General features: G+C 67.8%; 17 protein-coding genes. 5 read left to right on the forward strand and 12 right to left on the reverse strand.

The window, feature by feature from the left end:
* Positions 1-408 precede the first annotated feature (408 nt).
* The 4 genes from A3AG_RS0125460 to A3AG_RS0125475 are packed head-to-tail and all read right to left on the reverse strand — an operon-like array spanning position 409 to position 5,397.
* The gene (locus tag A3AG_RS0125460; RefSeq protein WP_018008113.1) at positions 409-1,686 is read right to left on the reverse strand and encodes a lipopolysaccharide biosynthesis protein; all 1,278 of its coding nucleotides are present in this window, start codon (positions 1,684-1,686) and stop codon (positions 409-411) included.
* A complete protein-coding gene (locus A3AG_RS0125465; protein ID WP_018008114.1) occupies positions 1,686-2,819 on the reverse strand; it encodes a glycosyltransferase in 1,134 nt (377 codons plus the stop codon). Before A3AG_RS0125465 ends, A3AG_RS0125460 begins: the two co-directional genes overlap by 1 nt.
* The gene (locus tag A3AG_RS0125470) at positions 2,819-4,138 is read right to left on the reverse strand and encodes a sugar transferase (RefSeq protein ID WP_018008115.1); all 1,320 of its coding nucleotides are present in this window, start codon (positions 4,136-4,138) and stop codon (positions 2,819-2,821) included. The genes A3AG_RS0125465 and A3AG_RS0125470 overlap by 1 nt, the downstream gene beginning before the upstream one ends.
* Complete coding sequence (locus tag A3AG_RS0125475) at positions 4,135-5,397, reverse strand: glycosyltransferase family 4 protein (protein ID WP_018008116.1); 1,263 nt, start codon at positions 5,395-5,397, stop codon at positions 4,135-4,137. Before A3AG_RS0125475 ends, A3AG_RS0125470 begins: the two co-directional genes overlap by 4 nt.
* 124 nt (positions 5,398-5,521) lie before the next feature.
* On the opposite strand from A3AG_RS0125475, the gene A3AG_RS0125480 reads away from it, so the two are divergent.
* Genes A3AG_RS0125480 through waaA form a run of 3 tightly spaced genes read left to right on the forward strand, consistent with a single transcriptional unit; the run spans position 5,522 to position 9,283 of the window.
* Positions 5,522-6,907, forward strand: coding sequence for a phosphomannomutase/phosphoglucomutase (locus A3AG_RS0125480; protein ID WP_018008117.1), 1,386 nt, complete (start codon positions 5,522-5,524; stop codon positions 6,905-6,907).
* Positions 6,888-7,994, forward strand: a complete 1,107-nt coding sequence (gene waaC, locus A3AG_RS0125485; RefSeq protein ID WP_018008118.1) for a lipopolysaccharide heptosyltransferase I — start codon at positions 6,888-6,890, stop codon at positions 7,992-7,994. Before A3AG_RS0125480 ends, waaC begins: the two co-directional genes overlap by 20 nt.
* Positions 7,994-9,283, forward strand: a complete 1,290-nt coding sequence (gene waaA / locus A3AG_RS0125490) for a lipid IV(A) 3-deoxy-D-manno-octulosonic acid transferase (RefSeq protein ID WP_018008119.1) — start codon at positions 7,994-7,996, stop codon at positions 9,281-9,283. Before waaC ends, waaA begins: the two co-directional genes overlap by 1 nt.
* A gap of 7 nt (positions 9,284-9,290) precedes the next feature.
* Here the strand turns inward: waaA and A3AG_RS0125495 are convergent, their stop codons facing one another.
* Positions 9,291-10,382 carry a glycosyltransferase family 4 protein gene (locus A3AG_RS0125495; protein WP_018008120.1) on the reverse strand — a complete coding sequence of 364 codons (1,092 nt, stop codon included), beginning with the start codon at positions 10,380-10,382 and terminating at the stop codon, positions 9,291-9,293.
* Complete coding sequence (locus A3AG_RS0125500) at positions 10,379-11,809, reverse strand: O-antigen ligase family protein (RefSeq protein ID WP_240619962.1); 1,431 nt, start codon at positions 11,807-11,809, stop codon at positions 10,379-10,381. The genes A3AG_RS0125495 and A3AG_RS0125500 overlap by 4 nt, the downstream gene beginning before the upstream one ends.
* Before the next feature lie 215 nt (positions 11,810-12,024).
* On the opposite strand from A3AG_RS0125500, the gene A3AG_RS0125505 reads away from it, so the two are divergent.
* Positions 12,025-12,849: an META and DUF4377 domain-containing protein gene (locus A3AG_RS0125505; protein WP_018008122.1), complete on the forward strand. Its 825-nt coding sequence runs from the start codon at positions 12,025-12,027 to the stop codon at positions 12,847-12,849.
* A 201-nt stretch (positions 12,850-13,050) separates the two neighbouring features.
* Here A3AG_RS0125505 and A3AG_RS0125510 read toward each other — a convergent pair whose 3' ends face one another.
* From A3AG_RS0125510 to A3AG_RS0125535, 6 genes are all read right to left on the reverse strand, one after another.
* A complete protein-coding gene (locus A3AG_RS0125510; RefSeq protein ID WP_018008123.1) occupies positions 13,051-14,559 on the reverse strand; it encodes a TolC family outer membrane protein in 1,509 nt (502 codons plus the stop codon).
* A gap of 76 nt (positions 14,560-14,635) precedes the next feature.
* Positions 14,636-14,959 (reverse strand): rhodanese-like domain-containing protein, encoded by a 324-nt coding sequence (locus A3AG_RS0125515; RefSeq protein WP_018008124.1) that lies wholly within the window; start codon positions 14,957-14,959, stop codon positions 14,636-14,638.
* A 12-nt stretch (positions 14,960-14,971) separates the two neighbouring features.
* Positions 14,972-15,625, reverse strand: a complete 654-nt coding sequence (locus A3AG_RS0125520) for a protein-L-isoaspartate O-methyltransferase family protein (protein ID WP_018008125.1) — start codon at positions 15,623-15,625, stop codon at positions 14,972-14,974.
* Between the two features lie 113 nt (positions 15,626-15,738).
* Positions 15,739-18,975: an efflux RND transporter permease subunit gene (locus A3AG_RS0125525; RefSeq protein ID WP_018008126.1), complete on the reverse strand. Its 3,237-nt coding sequence runs from the start codon at positions 18,973-18,975 to the stop codon at positions 15,739-15,741.
* Positions 18,976-18,995: 20 nt separating this feature from the next.
* Positions 18,996-20,105: an efflux RND transporter periplasmic adaptor subunit gene (locus A3AG_RS0125530; RefSeq protein WP_018008127.1), complete on the reverse strand. Its 1,110-nt coding sequence runs from the start codon at positions 20,103-20,105 to the stop codon at positions 18,996-18,998.
* Positions 20,102-20,938 carry a TetR/AcrR family transcriptional regulator gene (locus tag A3AG_RS0125535; RefSeq protein WP_018008128.1) on the reverse strand — a complete coding sequence of 279 codons (837 nt, stop codon included), beginning with the start codon at positions 20,936-20,938 and terminating at the stop codon, positions 20,102-20,104. The genes A3AG_RS0125530 and A3AG_RS0125535 overlap by 4 nt, the downstream gene beginning before the upstream one ends.
* A gap of 260 nt (positions 20,939-21,198) precedes the next feature.
* Here A3AG_RS0125535 and A3AG_RS0125540 point away from each other — a divergent pair, with 260 nt between their 5' ends.
* A complete protein-coding gene (locus A3AG_RS0125540) occupies positions 21,199-21,483 on the forward strand; it encodes a YkgJ family cysteine cluster protein (protein ID WP_018008129.1) in 285 nt (94 codons plus the stop codon).
* The last annotated feature ends 57 nt before the right edge of the window (positions 21,484-21,540 follow it).

Genomic DNA, 21,540 nt, shown 5'->3' on the forward strand with positions numbered 1-21,540 from the left:
AGGGCGCCATTTGGCAGATTGTTGGGACAACGAAGTATCGCATACTGTCTGGCGGGGGCTTGCCATTGATACGCGGCCGTAGGGTCACCTTTGCCGACCGGTATGGAGCGGTTTTCTCGCCGGTGTCGAAATGAATGCCCCTATTGCCCCTGGTGAGCAACGCTTAATCCGTCATGTTACTGATGAGATGGTCACCGCCGGCTCTATGTGCGCTTTTGAAACAAAAGAAACTTAGAAGAAACAACATCGCCGGTAAGGCGTAAACCGTTATTGTGGAGTGGAGCACCGGCGGAATCGGCAACCATATCGTGACAAGCAGGATCGCTGCGAACCGTGTGCGGCTTGCCAAAGGGCAGCCCTTTTCCCTGGCGCCGATGCGTTCTGCTGGTGGTGCGGGGCTTGGCTGGCTCAGGGCAAGACCCGGGTAGAATCGGGCGGAGGAAGTGGCGACTGCCATTTCCGGCCGGCGGCAAGAACCAAAGCAAGGCCGAATAAGACAGCCACCCCATTGCCCACAGCGTATCCCAGGATTGCGCCCCGCGTGCCAAGGCCCGGCACGGCAATGACATTGACGACTACCGTCGTGACGAGCACCAGCGCCCATTTCACCGCCACCCATCGCGGCTTGCGCAAGTAGATCGGCAGCAGGCTAAGCCCGACATCCGCAAAGACCAGCGTCGATGCCAGCGCGGCAAGCCGCAACAGGACAACGGCCTGGCCAAAAGCTTGGCCATAGAGCAGGGCGACGATCCATTCGGCACAGATTGCAATGAGGCCCGCACCGCAGAGCCCGACTGCCGCCATGCCGGCGGTGACGCGAAGCACGTTGCGACGCGCGGTCGTATTCGACTTCTGTGCAAACACGTAGATCGGCGCCACGCCAGCCGCCAGAATGGTCGCGATGGTGGTGAAGTTGTCCAGCACCTGCATCGTGGCCGCATAGGCGCCAAGCTCTGCAAGCGGCACGACGGGCTTGAGGATCAGCTGATCGGCCCGGCGCGCTGCGACCATCAGCATGAAGCTGATCCAGAACAGAGCGCCGTCGCGCACCAGCTCGCGAGCCAGCGGCGGCTGGTACGATGGGATGACGCGCGGCGAGCGGTACAAGTAGTACCAGGCCAGAAGCAGCGCCGCAACGAGCGGCTCCACAGCAAAGGCGGTAGCGTAGGATGGCACCGCTTTAACGCCAGCCACGAAGAGCAAGGCGACCAATGCGGTCTTGAACGCCAGCGCGGATAGATTGAAAACCACGTTCGGCCGGTTATGCGTACGCGCCTGCATCCATGCAATGACCACGCCGAATGGTTCGCGCAGCATGATGGCGGTGCCGAGGATGGCTGCGGGGATCCACGTGTCAGCTGGCTGTTGCGTGAATGCCAGGTAGGCGTTCATCAGTACATAGCCGGCAATGCCTGCGGTCAGGCGGATCGCAAAGGCATGGGTGAGCAGCGCGTGCATGGCTCCTGGATCTGGCCGCGCCACCAGCCGCGGCACCACCACCTCCGCCGAACAGATCAACGGTATCGACGCCGCAATAAACACCAGCGACTGCGCATACTGAAAATGCGCGAACCCCTCGGTGCCCAGCGCCCGCGCCAGCATGGCCACCACGCCGATGCCCACGACCACCTGCAAGCCGCGGTCGGCCAGCATCCACAGCAGGTTGCCTGCAACTTTGCGGCGCATCAGGGCTGTTTCCTCAGGCTACGGTATTGCGCCAGCCATTGCCGCGCCACACCGTTCACGTCGAAATGGCCGACGATACGCTGGCGGCGACGGTCGCGTTCGGTTTCGGTGCCGGGCAGGCCTGCGATGGCGTTGCGCAAGGCGCTCGCGAGCGCCTGCGGATTTCCAGTGGGTGTCAGCGTGGCGGTGTCTCCCGCCAGTTCGGATACGCCGGCCGCGGCGGTCGCCACGACTGGCAGCCCGCTGGCCAGCGCTTCGCCCACCGCCAGCGGCATGCCTTCGATGCGCGAAGACAGCACGAAGACATCGGCGGCGCGCAGCAGCTCCGGGATGTCGTTACGGGCGCCGGCCAACAGTACGGCATGATTCAGATCGTGCCGGGCGACCTGATGCGCCAGCGCATCGCGCAACGGACCGTCTCCGGCAATCATGAGCCGTGCCTTAGGCATGTCGCGGCTGACCTCGGCGAAGGCTTCGATCAGCATGGCCTGGTCCTTCTCCGGTACCAGCCTGCCGACGTTGAGGACGAGCCGGTCGTCAGGCCCCAGGCCAAGGTTGCGCCGGGTCTGTTCGCGCGAAGTCTGGTCCGGGCGAAAGCGGCTGGTATCGATGCCGTTCGGCATCACGATCACGCGCCCGTCCGGCACGGCGCCACTGGCCACCATCGCCAGGCGGCCGGCGTCGCTGACGTGGGTCGTCAGGGCGCACCAGCGGTCCGTGAGGCGGTAGGCGAGGGCACGCAGGCGCCCGCCTTCGCGCGCGCTGTGCGCCGAGCAGATGACTGGCGGCATGCGTCCCGATCTGGCCAGCACCCGTGCGAACAGGTTGGCGTGGACCATATGGGCGTGGATGACATCCGGGCGCCACTGCTGCACCAGCAGGCGGGCCTTGCGCAGCGCCGCCAACATCGACAGCGGAGTCTTGCGCATGTCCAGTTCGGTGACGTGGATGGCAGCAGGCAAGTCGATTTCCTGCCCCTGCGTCAGGCTGAGGATGGCGACCTCGTTGCCCAGTGCCAGGAAGGCGCGCGCCAGCGCCGCAATCTGCTGCTCGGCGCCGCCCAGCTTGAGGCCTGTGGTGATGACAAGGATGCGCAATGGCGCCGGCGCGGCAGTGTCGTCGACGCTGCCCATCAGCGGGCTCCGTAACCGGTCGCGAGGGTCCTGAGCGTCTTCACCCCGATCAGCAGGTCCAGTGCCAGCGAACAATGCTTGACGTAATAGAGGTCATAGCTGAGCTTGGTCACGGTTTCTTCGTGGCTGCCGGCATAGCCTTGCTGCACCTGCGCCCAGCCGGAAAGCCCGGGCCGCACCAGGTGCCGGTACGGGTAATAGGGGATGGTCTCGGAAAACCGCTCGACCATGGGTGCCTGTTCCGGCCGCGGGCCGATCAGGCTCATATGCCCGAGCAGCACGTTCCATAGTTGCGGGATCTCGTCCAGGCGGTACTTGCGGATAAAGCGGCCGACCCGCGTCACGCGCGGATCGCGGCGTGCCGCGAACAGGGCGGGCGCGCTGGCGTCGACGCCCATGCTGCGGAACTTGAGCATGACAAAGGGCTTGCCGAACAGGCCCACGCGTTGCTGCCGGAAAATGGCGCCACCGGGGGTTTCGAGCCGGATGGCCAGTGCAACGGCGAACCCCAGCGGCACGGCCAGCGGTGCCAGGCAGGCGACCGCCACGATATCGATCGCACGCTTCAGGTAGCCGTAGAGGTAGTGCGCGGCGTAGTCGTCCAGGAAGTTCTCGTCGATGTGCGCCAGGCCGACGCGGCCGGTCAGCATTTCGCCGACACGCTCGACGGAGTACATGCGGACATGGCTCATCTTGTAGTGCGCCAGCAGTCGTGTGCGTTCGGGATCGCCGGTGGCGCTGCGCTCTACCATCAGGCCGTCGAAATGCCTGGCGTCCTCCAGCGAGCCCACCGGTTCAAAGCGGATGCGGGCCGGCGCCGCGGCGCCGGGCATGGCGAGGATGGCGTCCAGCTGCGCCAGCGTACCGGGATCGGTATAGCCGAACAGTGGCACGTAGTTCTGCACGAAGCGCCGATAGCCGGTCCAGAGCCATGCCAGCGTGATCAGGTAGGACAGCAGCAGCGCGCCGCGCGAGTATTCGATATGGAAGGCGGCAAACACAAAGAGCAGGCCGCAGAACGGCAGGGTCGCGGCAAGCCCGGCCAGGCTGTTGCCTTCCATCGCCGGCAAATGCAGCGAGCGATGCAGCAGCATGAACGCGACCAGGTACGGCACGACGGACCATAGCAGGGTGCGTGTGAACACATAGGTCACGATGCCGGCGCGGTGCGCCATTTCGGCGCCGACCGCACTGAGCGCGAACAGCGCCAGGCCGAGCACGGCCCAGGCCACCATCCGGCTGACGCGGCGCACGGTCTCGGAGCCACCGGTGCGCATGCGCAGGCCGCGGTGCCGCATGCTGTCGGCCTTGCTGGTCATGATGTCGGCACCCGCGCGGCGCGGGGCGTTTGGGCGAGGGCGTCGCGGTAGACGGACCAGGTGGCGTCGGTCATGCGTTCCAGGCCATAGCACTGCTCCCACCGTTGGCGCGCGCCGTGGCCGAGCGCAGCGCGCAGGGCGCCGTCGTCGGCAAGCCGGCGCAGCGCTGCGGCGAAGGCATGCTCGTCATCGTGATCGACCAGCAGCCCGTACCGGTCGTCTTCAAGTTGCTCGCGGATGCCAGGCAGGTCCGAGGCGACCACCGGCAGTCCGGCCCGCATCGCCTCGAGCACGGACAGCGGCAAGCCTTCGTGATCCGACGCCAGTACAAAGGCCTGGGCCGAAGCCAGCAGCGCCGGCACTTCCGTGACGTTGCCGGGAAACTCCACGCGTCCCGGGGCAAGCTGTTGCGCCAGTTGCTGCATGGCGTGCCGCTGCGGGCCGTCTCCGACCAGGGTCAGCACGCACGACTCCAGCCCTGCGCGCGCGAACGCGCGAATCGCCGCATCCTGGCGCTTGGGCGCGGCAAAGCGCGCGACCATCACAATCCTTCGCAGGGGGGCTTGCGGGTCGGCGCGATGGGGTGTATCGGGGATGCCGTTGGGAATGACCGAGATGCGTTCGGCGGGAAGCGGAAGCGAGCGGGCCAGGTGTCGTTCCGCTTGCGCGACGCAGATCACGCGCGCCGCCAGCGGGGCCAGCAACCACTCCGCCACGCGCGCGGCCACGCGTTGGCGCGGTGGGGCTTCGGGCTTGAAGGCAAAGCCGTGGACGGTATAGACCACGGGTATGCCGAGTAACAGTCCGGCGATGCGGCCCAGGGCGCCCGCCTTGGCGCTGTGCGCATGGATCAGGTCGGGCGCGGCCTGCTTCAATGCACCGACCAGTTCACGCAGGGCATGGATGGCGCGCCAGGGCGACAAGGCATTGTCCAGCCGCGTCAGCCGGATGGCGTGCGCGCCGGTGCGTGCCGCGATCTCGAAGAGCGGGCCTTCGCCGCCCGCGAGCAGCACGGTATCTGCCTTGCCGGCCGTCGAGCGCAGCAGGTCGGCGACATGCGACTGCGCGCCGCCGATCTCCGCATTGGTGATGAGGTAGGCAATGCGAGGTCGGGACGACGGTTGCGCGGATGGATTCAAGGCTGTGTACGTTTCGTGACGGATAGGGGTCCGCCGCGGGTTCCGCGGCGGCGCAAAATACCCCTGAGCGCGAGGCCGGGCACCGCGGGATGTAGGACAGACTCCGAAAATTGTGTCCATCCGTGATAATGCGGCGATTATACCGCCCGGGCCCGCCGCAATCCGGCAAAATAGCTGCCTTTGGGGCGCCGCATCGGCCAGCTGGCCAGGTGTGGCGCGGACGACAAGCAACTCAGGACCCTTCATGCAAATCGATCCTTCCATCTTCAAAGCCTATGACATTCGCGGCATCGTGGGCAAAACGCTCACCCGCGATGTCGCGCGCCAGATCGGCTTGTCGTTCGGCTCCGCCGCCGTGGAGCTTGGCGAGACTTCCATCGCCGTCGGCCGTGACGGCCGGCTTTCCGGTCCGGACCTGATCGGTGGCCTGGTCGAGGGCCTGCGCGCCACCGGGCTGGACGTGCTCGACCTCGGCATGGTGGCCACGCCGATGGTCTATTTCGCGCCCAATATCGAGATCGACGGCGTACGCCCCACCTCGGGCATCATGGTCACCGGCAGCCATAACCCGCCCGACTACAACGGCTTCAAGATGGTGCTGGCGGGCCGGGCCATCTACGGCGAGCAGATCCAGGACTTGCGCAAGCGCATCGAGGCCGGTGCTTTCACCCAAGGCGCGGGCGCGTACAAGGAGGTTGATGTGCGCGCGAAGTATCTCGACCGGATCCTGGGCGACGTCAAGCTGTCGCGGCCGATGAAGATCGCGCTCGATGCCGGCAACGGCGTGGCCGGCGCCTTTGTCGGCGACCTGTTCCGCGGCCTGGGCTGCGAAGTGGTTGAGCTGTTCTGCGAGGTCGACGGCAACTTCCCCAACCACCATCCCGATCCCGCGCATATCGAAAACCTGCAGGACCTGATGAAGACCCTGCGCGAGACCGACTGCGAACTGGGCCTCGCCTTCGATGGCGACGGCGATCGCCTGGGCGTGGTGACCAAGGACGGGCAGGTGATCTTCCCGGACCGCCAGCTGATGCTGTTCGCCGAGGAAATCCTGTCGCGCAACCCCGGTGCGCAGGTGATCTACGACGTCAAGTGCACCGGCAAGCTGGCACCGTGGATCCGCCAGCATGGCGGCGAGCCGCTGATGTGGAAGACCGGCCATTCGCTGGTGAAGGCCAAGCTGAAGGAAACCGGCGCGCCGATCGCCGGCGAAATGAGCGGCCATGTCTTCTTCAAGGACCGCTGGTACGGCTTTGACGATGGCCTGTACACCGGCGCGCGGCTGCTGGAAATCCTGTCGCGCCACGCGGATCCCAGCGCGGTGCTGAACGCGCTGCCGAACGCCAACAACACCCCTGAACTGCAACTGAAGTGCGCCGAGGGCGAACCCTTTACGCTGCTCGACAAGATCCGCGCCAATGCAAAGTTCGAGGGCGCGCGCGAAGTGATCACCATCGACGGCGTGCGGGTGGAATATGCCGACGGCTTTGGCCTGGCGCGTCCGTCCAATACCACGCCGGTGGTGGTGATGCGTTTCGAAGCGGACAACGACGCCGCGCTGGCGCGCATCCAGGCGGAATTCAAGCGCGTGATCCTCGCCGAGAAGCCGGATGCTCAGCTCCCGTTCTGAGGGCGCGACGGTGCCTGCGGCATCGTCTGACGCGGCCGGTGTGGCACAGCCCATGCCGGCCGCGGTGCCTTTTGCGCTGCCGGAGCGGCCGCGCATCCTGCTGGTCAAGGTATCGTCGCTCGGCGACGTGGTGCACAACATGCCGCTGGTGCACGACTTGCGCGCGCGCTGGCCTGGCGCCGAGATCGACTGGGTCGTCGAAGAAGGCTACGTTGAGCTGGTGCGCCTGCTGCCCGAGGTGCGCCGCGTGATCCCGTTTGCGCTGCGGCGCTGGCGCAAGCGCTTGCTGCAAGGCGGCACCTGGCGCGAGATCGGCGCGGTGCGCGACGCCTTGCGCGAGCAACGCTATGACGCCGTGATCGAAAGCCAGGGCTTGCTCAAGACCGCGGTGGTCGCACGCGTCGCCGCGCGCGCGTCGGGCGCGCCCATCATCGGGCTTGGCAATGCCACGCAGGGCTCGGGCTATGAACCGGCGGCGCGGCTGCTCTATACCGACCCCGTGGCCGTGCCGCGCCAGACCCATTCGGTGCGGCGCTCGCGCTTGCTGGGCGCGGCGCTGACCGGGGCCGCGCCGGCGGAGCCGCCGTTGTTTTTCGGGCAGGGTGCGCGGACGCTGTCTGTCGACGATCCGCTATGGGCGGATCTGCCGGCGCGCTATGCCGTGTGCTTCCATGCGACCGCGGGAGCGCGCAAGAAGTGGGCGGTGCAGAACTGGCACGCGCTGGGCAAGCGTCTGGTTGAAGATGGCCTGGTGATGCTGTTGCCATGGGGCAATGACAAGGAGCGCCAGGCTGCCGAAGCCATCGCTGCCGGCGTGCCGGGCGCCAGGGTGTTGCCGCGCTTCTCGGTGATGCAGGGCTTTGGCCTGATCAATCGCGCCGAAGTCGTGATCGGCGTCGATACCGGGCTGGTCCATATCGCCGCGGCGCTGTGCCGGCCCACCGTGGAAATCTATACCGCCACCTGGCGCTGGAAGACCGAAGGCTACTGGTCGGAACGCATTGCCAATGTCGGCGACGACGGCGTGGTGCCGTCGGTCGATGAAGTCTACGAGGCGGCCTGCCGCGTGCGCGGAGTGGCCGCCTGATGTTGCGCCTCCTGTACAGCTTGTTGTGGGTGGTGGTGCTGCCGCTGGCGCTGCTGCGCCTGGCCTGGCGTGCGCGCAAGGAGCCCGGCTACCTGCAGCATGTCGGCGAACGCCTCGGTGCCTATGGCGGCCTGCCGAAGCCGGGGCCGTGGCTATGGGTCCACGCCGTGTCGGTGGGCGAGACCCGCGCCGCCCAGCCGCTGGTCGAGGCGCTGCTGGCCGCGCATCCGCATCATCGCCTGTTGCTGACGCACATGACGCCAACCGGCCGCCAGACCGGCGCCCAGCTGTTTGGCAAGGAGCCGCGCGTGGTGCAGTGCTACCTGCCGTACGACTTGCCATGGCTGGTGCGGCGGTTCATGCGGTATTTCCGGCCGCAGGTGGGCATGCTGATGGAGACCGAGGTGTGGCCGAACCTGGTGCATGGCGCGCGCAGGGCAGGCGTGCCGCTGTACCTGGTCAATGCGCGTTTGTCGCCGCGCAGCTACCGGCGCACGGCACGCTTCGGCCGCGCCGCGGCGGCGATGTACCGCGACTTTGCCGGCGTGCTGGCACAGACCGCCGGCGACGCCGAGCGCTTTCGCGCACTGGGTGTGCCGGCGGTGCAGATCACCGGCAACCTCAAGTTCGACATGCAGCCCGCGCCGGCCGGCGTGGCGCTGGGCGGGCAGCTGCGCCATGCCTTCGGCGCGCGCGCGGTGCTGGCGGCGGCCAGTACGCGCGAGGGCGAAGAGGCGATGCTGCTCGACGCCTTCTCGCGCTGGGAATCGCTGGCGCCGGGCGTGCCCCGGCCGGCGCTGCTGCTGATTCCGCGCCACCCGCAGCGTTTCGACGAAGTGGCCGCGATGGCGGCGCGCACCGGGTTTTCGGTCGAACGCCGCAGCAATCTGGATCTTGATCGCGTGCGGTCGCCGCTGACGGCCGACATCGTGCTGGGCGATTCGATGGGCGAGATGGCCATGTACTTTGCCGCGTCGGACCTGGCGTTTATCGGCGGCAGCCTGTTGCCGCTGGGCGGGCAGAACCTGATCGAAGCCTGCGCCGTCGGCACCCCGGTGCTGATCGGGCCGCACACCTTCAACTTTGCGCAGGCGACCGAGGATGCGATTGCCGCGGGCGCATGCCTGCGTGTCGACAATGCCGACGTGCTGGTGCGTACCGCGGCCAGCGTGCTGGCAGATCCGGCGCGCCTGGCTGAGATGCGCGCGCATGCGCAGACCTTCTCGGGCCTGCATCGGGGCGCCACGGTGCGCACGCTCGCAGCAGTCGCACCGGCGCTGGAAGGCTGACGGACGGCTATCCTGGTGCCCGCACCAGGGCGTCCCACTGCAGCGCAATGCGCTCCAGCGCGAATTGGCCGGCCTTCTGGCGGCCGCTCGCGCCCAGCCTTGCCGCCAGTTCCGGCTCGCCGATCACGGCCAGCAGCGCACTGGCCAAGGCGTCGGCGTCGTCGGTCGGGACCACCAGCGCGTCCCGGCCCGGCTCCAGTAATTCGCGCGGGCCGGTCTCGCAATCGGTCGATACGATCGGCAGCCCGAAGGCCATCGCTTCGATCAGCACCAGCCCGAAGCCCTCATAGCGCGAACTCAGGCAGAACACCGATGCACTGCCATAGGTTTGCACAGGGTCGTGGCAGATACCGGGCAGGCTCGCGCTGTGTTCCAGCCCCAGTTCCCGGATCAATGCCGCCAGCGCTGGACGCTGCTCGCCTTCGCCATGGATCACCAGCTGCCATTGCGGCGCCTGCGCTGCCACCATTTTCCAGGCACGCAGCAGCACATCGAATCCCTTGGCCGAGACCAGCCGGCCCATGGCCAGCACTGTCCTTTGCGCGCGTGGCGCCGGCGTATCCGGCAGTGCAAAGGGCAGCGGGTTCGGCAGGCACACCACCTCGCTGCGCGGCCGCAGGGCTTCGAGCCAGCGGCTGCGGTCACGCTCGGTCAGTACCACCACCTGGCGGCAGAAACGGGCCGCCAGCCGGCGTGCCAGCTTGCGCGCAGGCTTGCCCAGGTCCTCGTCGAAGTGGCAGTGCTCCCAGGCGATATGGTGCAGGCCCAGGCCGGCGGTGGCAGGCAGCACGAACAGTTCCAGCATGGGGTCCACCTGCACCAGGACATCGATGCCATGCGCAACGCAGTGCCGGCGGATGCCGGCAATGGTGGCGAAATAGGCGCGCCTGAACGAGGGGCGTTGCGCGAACACCGCTTCATGCCGCACCTCAGGGTGCAGCGGAAACTGGCTGGACGTGTCCCAGAGGCTCAGGATGGTGACGTGGTGTCCCACTGCTGCCAGCGCGTTGGCGATGGTGGCGGTCATCCGCTCCGCGCCGGCCATCGCATTCAGGGTGCCGGTGAGGAAGCAGATATGGCGCCGCGGCTTTTGGTTCAAGGCGTTGCGGGTGCCGGCAGTTTGCTTTGGCGCGCGACAACGTAGGCAAAGCAAAACGCCATGACCAGGCTATAGAAGGCATTGACCAGCGTCGTGGCAAACATGACCTCGGTCAGCCCGAACACCATGAAGCCGCAGCACAGGGCCAGGCCCATGGCGCTGGCGACGCGCGTGCCGCGGTCGGTGCCGCGAAGGTGGCGCAGGAAGAACACCGCTGGCACGAGGTACAGCGCAAGGATCGCCAGCAATCCCGGAATGCCGAGCGTGGCTGCGGCATGCAGCACTTCATTGTGAGAATGCGGCATGGTCGCGGCCAACGGCGTGATCACGTGCTGCGCGGCAAGGGTCTGCAGGGTCGTTTCGAAGTGTTCTGGCCCGACGCCGGTCCAGGGATGGGCCTGGAACAGTTCAAGCGACGTGCGCCAGAGCTGAAGGCGAATCCCGATCGAGGTATCCGACGTTACATGCTGAACAAATTGAGACAGTTCCGATACAACCGCGGCCGTCCTCTGCTGCACGATCGCACTGCTGAACCACCCCAGCGCCATCACCCCGGCCAGCCCCACCAACACCCCGGCCTTGTGCAGCCGCGTCAGCCTGCGCGAGGCCGCCAGCGCGATCAGTGCCAGCACCGGAATGGCCAGCCAGCCGCCGCGGGTGCCGCTCATGTATGACGCATACAGGCCCGCGAAGCCGGCCAGCAGTTTCAGGCCGGCCAGCCAATGATCGCCCGGGCGGTTCCAGCCGATCGAGATCACGGCGAGCATGCCGGTCAGCAGGGCGAGGTTGCCGAAGGGAATGACATTGGAGAAGCCGACATGGCTGGGGCGGCCGGCCGCGGCGACTTCGTGCAGCCACAGGGCGGATATCAGGGCACACGCCACGAAGCCCCACTGGATGCTCTGCATGCCGCGCCGGCCCAGGCGCAGCATGCCGGGGACCAGGAGGATGAACAAGGCAAAACGCAGGTAAAGATAGGGCACATGCGGGTCTTCGGCCCCGCTCAGCAGTTGCTGGATCAGCACGGCCAGCGGCAGCGCCGCCATGGCCAGCATGAAGGGCCAGTAGCGGCGCAGGATCGCGCCATATTCCGCCAGGCCGGCGCGGCCGCCGGCAGCCAGGGCAATGGCGCTCCATCCCAGCAACAACCCGAAGCAGGTGTTGCTGAGCGACGGCTTGACGAACATCAGCGCGGGAAACGCAGCCAGGACAACACAGGCGCTCAGGTACAGAGCTTTGTCGATCCCCAACGGTAGGGACCCTTGCAATCTCGTCATCAAGAGCATGGAGAAAGGTTTCCGGAGGAAGGTGGGTGCATGGGCGATGCGTGCCGTTCCGTCCGTCTTATTATTGTCGCCGTCTCCTGAGGAGCGGTGCCCGGCGCCGGCATTGCGGCTTGGGGCGAAGCGATTATATCGGATGGCCACGGTGGCATTTCCAGGAGTTCCGAATCCTAGCCGGACGAGCGTGACTACCCGTTACAGGATGTATGTGGAGGGTCGGGCGCTTCGCCGGGCCTTGCCGGATCGGCTTGCTAAACTGAAGGTCTATGGCCGGGGTGCACTTTCCGGCATGCTGCTTGTCACATGCATCAATGACATCGCTATGGGCGCCCCGGGGCAGCCCTGCAACAGGAGTTCTTATGCATAGCCGTAACCGCCTGATTCCCTTCGCGCTCGCCGGCCGCGGCGCGGCCGCCGTGCTGGTCGCCGCCGTGCTCGGCGCCTGCACCACCGCGACCGCGCCCAACCTTCCGTCGGCCGGCACCAACCTGAACCAGACCCAGCCGTCCGGCCCGAGCCGCTGGGAACTGGTGCGCTGGCAGCAGCCTGACGGCTCGCTGCGCGAGATCCCGCACGGCGACAATGGCCAGCCGATCATGTTCGAGTTCAACGAGGGCATCGATGCCGCGCAGGGCACGGTCAGCGGCACCAGCGGCTGCAATCGCTTCAGCGGCAGCTATGGCAAGACCGAGACCGGCATCCGCTTCGACCGCATCGCCGGCACGCGCATGGCTTGCCCGCCGCCGCGCATGGCGCTGGAGTCGGCGCTGCTGAAGGCGATGCAGACGCCGTTTGCCACCGTGGGTACGCAGCCGTCGGCGGCCAGTACCGGCCGGCAGATCATCTGGAAGACCGTGGATGGCGACCTGCTGCAGTTCGTCGAGCGCGAGGGCGTGGGCAAGCGCGGTGCGCGCGTGGAGGCCGCAGGCGTCGAGAAGACTGTCTATATCGACTCGCAGCGCGTCGAGTGCACGGGTGTCGGCAAGATGACGTGCTACCGCTGGCGCGAGTCGCCGGATGCGCCGTGGCAGCTGTGGTACGGGCCGATCGAGGGGCTGGATTTCGAGCCCGGGGTGTCGTACCGGCTGCGCGTGCGCGAATACCAGGTGCCGAACCCGCCGGCGGATGCGTCGGCGATCCGCTGGCAGCTGTTGAAGGTCGAGTCACGGACACGTGCGCAGTAGCTGTCGGTGTGGTGCGGCGAAAATGCGCTGGTTGACTCCCCTCTCCCGCTTGCGGGAGAGGGGTTGGGGGAGAGGACCGGCGTTTGCCAAGCATGGTGACGTATCACTTCGTTGAGGCGCCGGCCCTCTCCCCCGCCCCTCGCCCATAAATGGGAGAGGGGAGCAGACAAGGAAAACGGGCCGCGGTTGCGGCCCGTTGGATCAGGAGCGCGGCGTTCCGCCGTCGCGCCGCGCACCGCGGCGATCCGCTGCGGCAGCCGCCTTTGCCGGGGCCTTCGCGCCCGCCTGCGCCGGCACCGGCAGCTTGTACAGCGCCCCCGGCGACGAGGTCAGCAGGGTATTGATCTGCACCACGTCCTCTTCCTGCAGTACCCCGGTGGAAGCCTTCAGGCGCAGGCCGTTCATGATGGTGTCGTAGCGCGCCTTGGCCAGGTCGCGGCGGGTGGAGAACAGCTGGGCTTCGGCGTTGAGCACGTCGATGTTGATGCGCACGCCCACTTCATAGCCGAGCTGGTTGGATTCCACCGCGCTGGTGGCCGAGCGCTCGGCCGCCTCCAGCGCCTTGACCTGGGCCAGGCCGTTGGAGACGCCGGAGTAGGTCTGGCGCGCGGTCTGCGCGGCGGTGCGGCGGGCGAATTCCAGGTCGCTGGCGGCCTTGTCGGCCAGCGCCAGGGTCTCGCGCACGCGCGACTGGATCTGGCCGCCGGCGAAGATCGGCAGGGTCAGCTGCACGCCGATCTGCGACGCGTTGTAGTGCGTCGAGATCGCCTGCGTGGCGCTGCCGGTCTGGTTGTTGAAGCCGTACGAGGCCACCAGGTCCACCGACGGCAGGTGCCCCGCCTTGGCCTTGTTGGTCTCGCGCTGCGCGGTTTCGAGGTTGTAGCTGGCCAGGTTGACCTGCAGATTGCTGGTCTCGGCCTGCGCCGCCCAGGCGTTGACATCGGGCGGCTGGGGTCCGGGGATCGGCGCTTCGGCGCGCAGGCCCATCAGTTCGTCGACGGGCTTGCCGGTGATCTGCTGCAGCGTGGCGCGCTTGATCTCCAGGTCGCTCTGCGCGGCGATCTCGGTCGAGGTGGCCAGGTCGAAGCGGGCCTGGGCGTCGTTGGCGTCGACGATGGTGGCGGTGCCGACCTCGAAATTGCGCCTGGCCTGTTCCAGCTGCTCTGAGATGGCCTTCTTCTGCGCGCGCGCCAGGTAGAGGTTGTCCTGTGCCGCCAGCACGTCGAAGTAGGCCTGCGCGCTGCGCGTGATCAGGTCGAGCTCGGCCTGGTGGAAGGTGACTTCGCCCGCCTGCGCGGCCAGCTCGCCTTGCTTGTAGGTTTCCCAGCGGTCCCAGCGGAACAGCGGCTGGCTCAGTTGCAGCTGCCAGTTGTTGTTGTTGAAGAACCGCGTGCCCGAGGCGCTGGGTGCGCCGCCGATCGGCAGCGAAGCGGTCTGGTCGAGCTTGGTGCGGTTGGCGCCGGCGGTACCCACCACCTGCGGCAGCAGGCCCGCGCGGCCCTGCGGCAGCTTCTCGCGCGTGGCCAGCAGCTGCGCGCGCGCGCTGGCGAACTGGGCGTCATTGGCTTGCGCATCGCGATAGACCTGCAGCAGGTCGGCCGCGCCGGCGGGCGCCGCGGGCAGCATGGCCAGCAGCGGGGCGAGCAGGGAAGCCGCGATCGCCAGGCGCGTCCGGATCGCTCCGGGCTGGGCGTTGGGCGCAAACGTCATGACACCTCCAGGTGGGCGCGGTGGGTGCCGCGGCCGACAGTCGTTTTTTCTTCGTATTGCTGCGCTGGCTGCCGCGTCAGTACTTCGGCATGGCGGGGTCGACCTGGCTGGCCCAGGCGTCGACGCCGCCGGTCAGGTTGTAAACCTTGCCGTAGCCCTGGCGCTCCAGGTAGGCCGCCACCTGCATGCTGCGTGCGCCGTGGTGGCAGATGCAGACGATGTCGGCGTCTTCGTCGAGTTCGGCGGCGCGCGCCGGGATGTCGCGCATCGGGATGTGGGTGATGCCGGGCAGGGCGCAGGTCTGCACCTCCCAGCCTTCACGCACGTCGAGCAGGACCGGTTTGGCGCGGCTGGCGTCGGCCAGCCACCGGGCCAGTTCGGTCGCTTGGATGACCTGCATGGCGGTACGTCCTCAGAACTGGAATTGCGAGGGCCGGGCCGCGCCCTGCAGGGGCTTGACCGCGGTCTCGAACAGGTTGACGACCTGGTACTCGGTCTCGGATACGCGCGTGACCAGGCGCGCTTCCATCACCGGCAGTTCGCCGACGAAGGCGGCGATACGCCCGCCCACCTTCACCTGCGCCAGGATCGACGGCGGGATCGCCGGCAGCGAGCCGGAGATGCAGATCACGTCATAGGGCGCGGCGGCGGCCCAGCCGTCGGCGGCATTGCCTTCGGCGACGTCGACGTTGGTGACGCCGGCGTTGGCCAGGTTGGTGCGGGCCAGTTCGACCAGCTCGGGCACGATGTCGACCGTCAGTACGTGGCGGGCGCGGTTGGCCAGCAGCGCGGCCATGTAGCCGGAGCCGGCGCCGATTTCGAGCACGGTCTCATGCTTGCGCACGGCCAGGTCCTGCAGGATGCGGGCTTCGACGCGCGGCGCCAGCATGTTCTGCCCGGCGGGCAGCGGAATCTCCATGTCGACGAACGCCAGCGAGGCGTAGGCGGACGGGACGAACTGCTCCCGCTTGACCACCGCCAGCAGGTCCAGGATTTCCTGGTCCAGCACGTCCCACGGGCGGATTTGCTGTTCGATCATGTTGAATCGGGCTTTTTCGAGATCCATCTTGCCATTCCTTACCAATGCCAACCGCTGTCGGTCTGTGCGCCGGCCGCGCGGTGCCACGGCCGGACAGTCTTATCAAACCCGCTATTTTAACCTTGCGGCCGCCTCCGGGCTCATTCCGCGCTGGCCTCGGCCGGGGCCGGGCGTTTGGCCGCCGCGGGCTGGCCGGCCCCGGCCTGAGCGGGCGCAGCCGGGGTGGCGCGCGCCTTGCCGTGCCACAACCGGCGCAGCCACGCGCCGAAATCATCAAGGTACGTATAGATCACCGGCACCACCACCAGCGTCAGGATCGACGAGGTGATGATGCCGCCGATCACGGTCTGTCCCATCGGCGCGCGCTGCTCGGCGCCCTCGCCCAGGCTGAAGGCCAGCGGCACCATGCCGAAGATCATCGCCAGCGTCGTCATCAGGATCGGGCGCAGCCGCACGCGCGCGGCTTCGATCAGCGCCGCCTCGCGCGACAGTGGCTCGCGCCCATGGGTGCCGTCCACATCGCCCTGGCGCGCCTGGTTGGCAAAGTCCACCAGCAGGATCGCATTCTTGGTCACCAGCCCCATCAGCATGATGAAACCGATGATCGAGAACATGTTCAGGGTCGAGCCGAACAGCAGCAGCGCCGCGAACACGCCGGCCAGCGTCAGCGGCAGCGAGGTCATGATGGCGATCGGCTGGAAGAAGCTGGCGAACTGCGAGGCCAGGATCATGTAGATGAAGATCACCGCCAGCGCCAGCGCCGACACGGCGTAGCCGAACGACTCGTTCATCGACTTGGTCGAGCCGCCGAAGCGGTACTTGTAGCCGGCCGGCCAGTTGACGCCGTCCAGCGCGGCCTTGATGTCGCGCGCGACTTCGCCGGCCGAGCGCCCGGCCACGTTGGCGGTCAGTTCGACCTCGCGGTTCAGGTCGCGCCGGCTGATCTGGTTGGCGCCGGTGGTGGGCACCAGTTCGGCGATCTGGCGCAGCGGCACCATCTTGGGCGAGCCGTCGGCATTGGCGTGGCTGCTGGCGATCATCAGCGCACTGAGGTCGGCCATGCCGGTGCGCGCGTCCTTCGGCAGGCGCACGCGCACGTCATAGTTCTCGTCGTCTGGCGCGCGCCAGGAGCTGATGGCATCGCCGGCCAGCAGCGGCCGCAGCGCATTGCCGATCTGCGCCACGCCCACGCCCAGGTCCGAGGCCAGCTCGCGCCGGATGCGGACCTCGATGGTGGGGCGGTCGTCCTTCATGCTCGAATCCAGGTCGGTCAGGCCGGGAATCGCCGCCATGCGGGCGCTGGCTTCGCGCGACAGGCGCCGCAGCTCGTCGAGATCGTCGCCCTGGATCGACACCTGGATCGCCTTTTGCCCGCCGGCGCCGTCGGGCATGCCGACCATGGTCAGCGTGATGCCGGCAATGCCGGCCAGGCGCTGGCGGATCAGCGGGTTGAGCTGCGCGGTCGTCAGGGTGCGCGCGCGGCGTTCGGTCAGGCGTACCGACACCAGCGCGTTATTGCGGCCAGAGGCGTTGCCCGAGTTGATGGTGGCGTAGGTGTAGGCGACTTCGGGGAAGCTTTTCAGCGCGGCTTCCACCTGCCGCACCTTGGCTTCGGTGACGTCGAGCGAGGTCCCGACCGGCGTGGTGAAGCCGACCTGGGTCTCGCCGAGGTCGGCATTGGGCACGAACTCGGTGCCGATCAGCGGCACCAGCGCAAAGCTGCCGACGAACGTTGCGGCGGCGATCACGGCGGTGGCCAGGCGGTGCTTCAGCGCCCAGCCCAGCATGCCGGCATAGCCGTCGCCAAGCCGGTCCATGCGGGCCGAGAACCAGTCCAGCAGCCGCCCCACGGTGCGTCCGTACCAGCTGCGCTGGTTGCCGGTGCCGTGCAGGTCGGGGTCATGCCAGACCGAGGACAGCATCGGGTCCAGCGTGAACGAGACGAACATCGAGATCAGCACCGCCGCCACCACGGTGATGCCGAACTGGTGGAAGAAGCGCCCGATGATGCCGCCCATGAAACCCACCGGCAGGAACACCGCGACGATCGAGAAGGTGGTGGCCAGCACCGCCAGCCCGATCTCGTTGGTGCCGTCCAGCGCCGCGCTGCGGTGGTCCTTGCCCATCAGGTTGTGGCGCACGATGTTCTCGCGCACGACGATGGCATCGTCGATCAGCAGGCCCACGCACAGCGACAGCGCCATCAGCGTGATCACGTTGAGGGTGAAGCCGCACAGGTACATCACGCCGAAGGTGCCGATCAGCGCGATCGGCAGCGTCAGCCCGGTGATCACCGTGCTGCGCCACGAGCCCAGAAACAGGAACACGATCGCCACGGTCAGGAAGGCGCCTTCCAGCAGTGTCGAGCGCACCTCCTTCACGCTGCTGCGAATGCCGCGCGCGGTGTCGTTGACCACNNTNAGNTGCACGCCGGCNGGCACCAGCTTGCGCACCTCGTCGGTCATGCGCACCAGGCCGTCGACGGTATCGACGGTGTTCTGGCCCTGCGCCTTTACCACCGACAGGAACAGCGCGCGCTTGCCGTCGAGCAGCGCCAGGCTTTCCTGCTCTTCCTGGCCGTCGCGCACGTCGGCGATCTCGCCCAGCGTCACCGGCTGGCCGGCGCGGCGCGCGACGATGATCTGGCGGAACGCGTCCGGCGTGGGCACGCGGCCCTTGATCTGCACCACGGTCTCGGTCGCCGAGGAACGCAGTTCGCCCGCGGGCAATTCCTGGTTCTCGTTGCGGATCGCGTTCATCACCTGGTCGACGCCGATGCCCAGCGCCTCCAGCTGCGCCGGCCGGATGCGGATCTCGACCTCGCGCCTGGTGCCGCCGACGAGATTGATCGCGCCGACGCCGCGTACGGTTTCCAGCCGCTTGCGCACGATCTGGTCGGCGATGGTGGTCAGCTCGCGCTGGCTGCGGCTGGCGCCCGGCGCGTTGGAGACGGACAGGTAGAAGATCGGCGCGTCCGAGGGGTCATAGCGCAGCACGCGCGGTTCCTTGACCTCGTCGCGGAACTGCGGCCGGATCAGCGCGATCTTGTCGCGCACGTCCTGCGCGGCCTGGCCGACATCGACACTCAGGTCGAACTTGATCACGACGACCGAAGTGCCCTGGTACGAGTGCGAAAAGATCTCGTCGATGCCGGAGATGGTATTGACGATCTCCTCGACCTTGCGCGTGACGTCGGACTCGACCGACTCCGGCGCGGCGCCCGGGTATTCGGTCTGCACCACCACCACCGGGAAGGTGATGTCGGGAAACTGGTCGACCGGCAGCCGCTGGTAAGAGAACAGCCCGACCACGATGAAGGCCATCATCATCATGGTGGCCAGCACCGGGTTGCGGATCGACAGGCGGGTGAACCACATGGNGCGCGTCCTCNNTNCNGTCAGGNCTTGACGNGCCNGACCTGGCTGCCGCTGCGCAGCGTGCCCAGGTTGTTGCGCACGATCTCGGCGCCGGCGTCGAGGCCGGAGACGATTTCCACCATGCCGTTGGCTTCGTCGCGCAGGCCGAGCTGCACCGGGCGTTCCGCCAGCGTGTCGCGCTCGATGGCATAGACGAAGGCGCGTTCGCCCTCGGTGCGCACCGCCGACACCGGCACCGCCACCACCGCGGCGCGCTGGCCCAGCACCAGGGCGCCGCGCGCGAACATGCCCGCGCGCAGTACCTGGTCGGCATTGTCGACGCGGACATAGACCATGATGCTGCGCGTGCCCTCGCTGACCGCCGGGTTGATGCGCACCAGCTTGCCGGCAAAGCGGCCGGCGCCTTCCACTTCCAGCGCCACCGGCTGGCCCACCGCGGCGCGCGCGACGTCGGCCATCGGGATCGGCGCTTCCAGCTCCAGCACGCGCAGGTCGACCACGTCGACCAGGCGCGTATCCGGCGACACCTTCTCGCCCGGCTGCACCGCGCGCGCGGCCACCATGCCGTCGAGCGGCGCCTTGACCACGGTATCGGCCAGCGCCTTCTGCGCCACCGCCAACCCGCCCTGGGCGGCGTCGAGGTTGGCGCGCGCCACGGCCAGGTCCGACTGGTACTTTTCGAAGGCGGTCTGCGAGATAAAGCCCTTGTCGACCAGCTCGCGGTTGCGTTCCCAGGTCTGGCGCGAATTCTCGAACTGGCCACGCGCGGCCAGCATCTGCCCGCGCGCCTGCGCGCCGCGGGCCTCGTATTCGGCCGGGTCGATGCGCACGATGACCTGTCCGGCGCGCACCGGCTCGCCTTCGCGCACAAGCACCTGCTTCACTTCGCCCGAGACCTTGGCCTTGACCGAGGCCTGGTTCAGCGCGCGCAAGCTTCCCGACAGCGGCAGCGACAGCTGCAGGTCCTGGCGCGCCACGCGCACCAGGTCGGTCTGCAGGAACTCGACGATATTGGCGGCCGGTGCCGCGACTTGCGGCTGCCGCGCGCTGCCGGCCTTGCGCACGGCCACCGTGGCGCTCAGCGCCAGGGCCACGCAGGCGGCGGTGATCAGCAGGGTCTTGCGCTTCATGTCGGGGTGCCGGCTCGCGGCGCGGCAGGGGCGGGATCGCCATCGGTGGCGATCGCGTCGGCCATCGCGGCGGCGCGTTGCGCCAGCGTCTCGTCGCGGATGACTTCCCAGATATAAGGGCCGTGCTGCGGCGGCAGCGGGCGATTGCGGGCCTCGCCGGTGGTCAGCCCGAACAGCAGCGTGTCGAGCAGGCCATCGAGGAAGGCCTCGGGATCGATGTCTTTCTCGGCGGTGGCGCGCAGCGCGCGCTGCCACATCATCAGGAATACCAGCGGCGCGCAGATCAGCGTGGTGGTCGGGTTGGCCGGCAGCGCGCGGAACTCGCCGCGCGCCACGCCGCGCGCCAGCACCTTGGCGAACAACTCGTCGCCCGGCACCATCACCTCCTGGTCATAAAAACGCGCGATGTCCGGGAAATTGGCCGACTCCGCCATGATCAGCTTGGTCAGCCCGGCCACCGGCGTAGCGCCGATCAGGCCCCACCAGCCGCGCAGCAGTTCGCGCAACAGCTCAGGTGTGCTGCCCTGGTAGGCATCGACCAGGTCGGCGCCGCGCGCCAGTGTCGGCACCAGGTTCTCGCGCACCACCGACTTGAACAGCTCTTCCTTGTTGGCGAAATACAGGTACACCGTGCCCTTGGAAACGCCGGCCGCGGCGGCCACGTCTTCCAGGCGCGTGGCGGCATAGCCGCGCTCGACGAACAGGTCCAGCGCCGCTGCTACCAACTCCTGCGGCCGCGCCGCCTTGCGCCGGCTCCAGCGCGGGCTGTCAGCGTCCTTGTGCGGGTCGGCGGGTGGCTTGGTCACGGCGGGTTTGCGAAGACTGCGGGGCACGAGGGGCGCGTGGAAAAGTTAATAACTTGTGGGTCAGTAATGTAGATGAGGCCCCACAGGGGGTCAAGCACGGGCATGCACCAGGGCAGGCCGAGCAAAACCGTTCTGCTCCATGTGATGAAAGATGCGCGGAATTGGTCTCGGAGCCTGCGCAGCGCTTACGGCGTTTTCCTTTTCTTACAGGACGCCCGCGGCCCTTCGGGCACAATGTCGGCTTTGTGCTGGCAACCTCGGCGGTTGCCGATCCCCGAACCTTCGTCATGAGTTGCCGGTCAGACCTTTCCTGCCGCGCGGGCTGCGGCGCCTGCTGTATCGCGCCATCGATCGCCTCGCCGCTGCCCGGCATGCCGGACGGCAAGCCGGCGGGCGTGCCGTGCGCACAGCTGCTGCCCGACATGCGCTGCGCGGTGTTCGGCCGCCCTGAGCGGCCCGCATTCTGCGGCGGCCTGAAGCCGTCGGCCGAGATGTGCGGCGAGTCGCGCCAGGCGGCGCTGCAATGGCTGGCCCGGCTCGAGATCCTGACCGCGCCGCAAGCGCATGCCTGAAAGGCCCGGCGCGGCACGGGCGCTGGCAATCGTTCCTGAATCCCGCAATCGGAGGCA

Origin of the sequence: Cupriavidus neocaledonicus (assembly GCF_000372525.1) — a bacterium.
Classification (GTDB): domain Bacteria; phylum Pseudomonadota; class Gammaproteobacteria; order Burkholderiales; family Burkholderiaceae; genus Cupriavidus; species Cupriavidus neocaledonicus.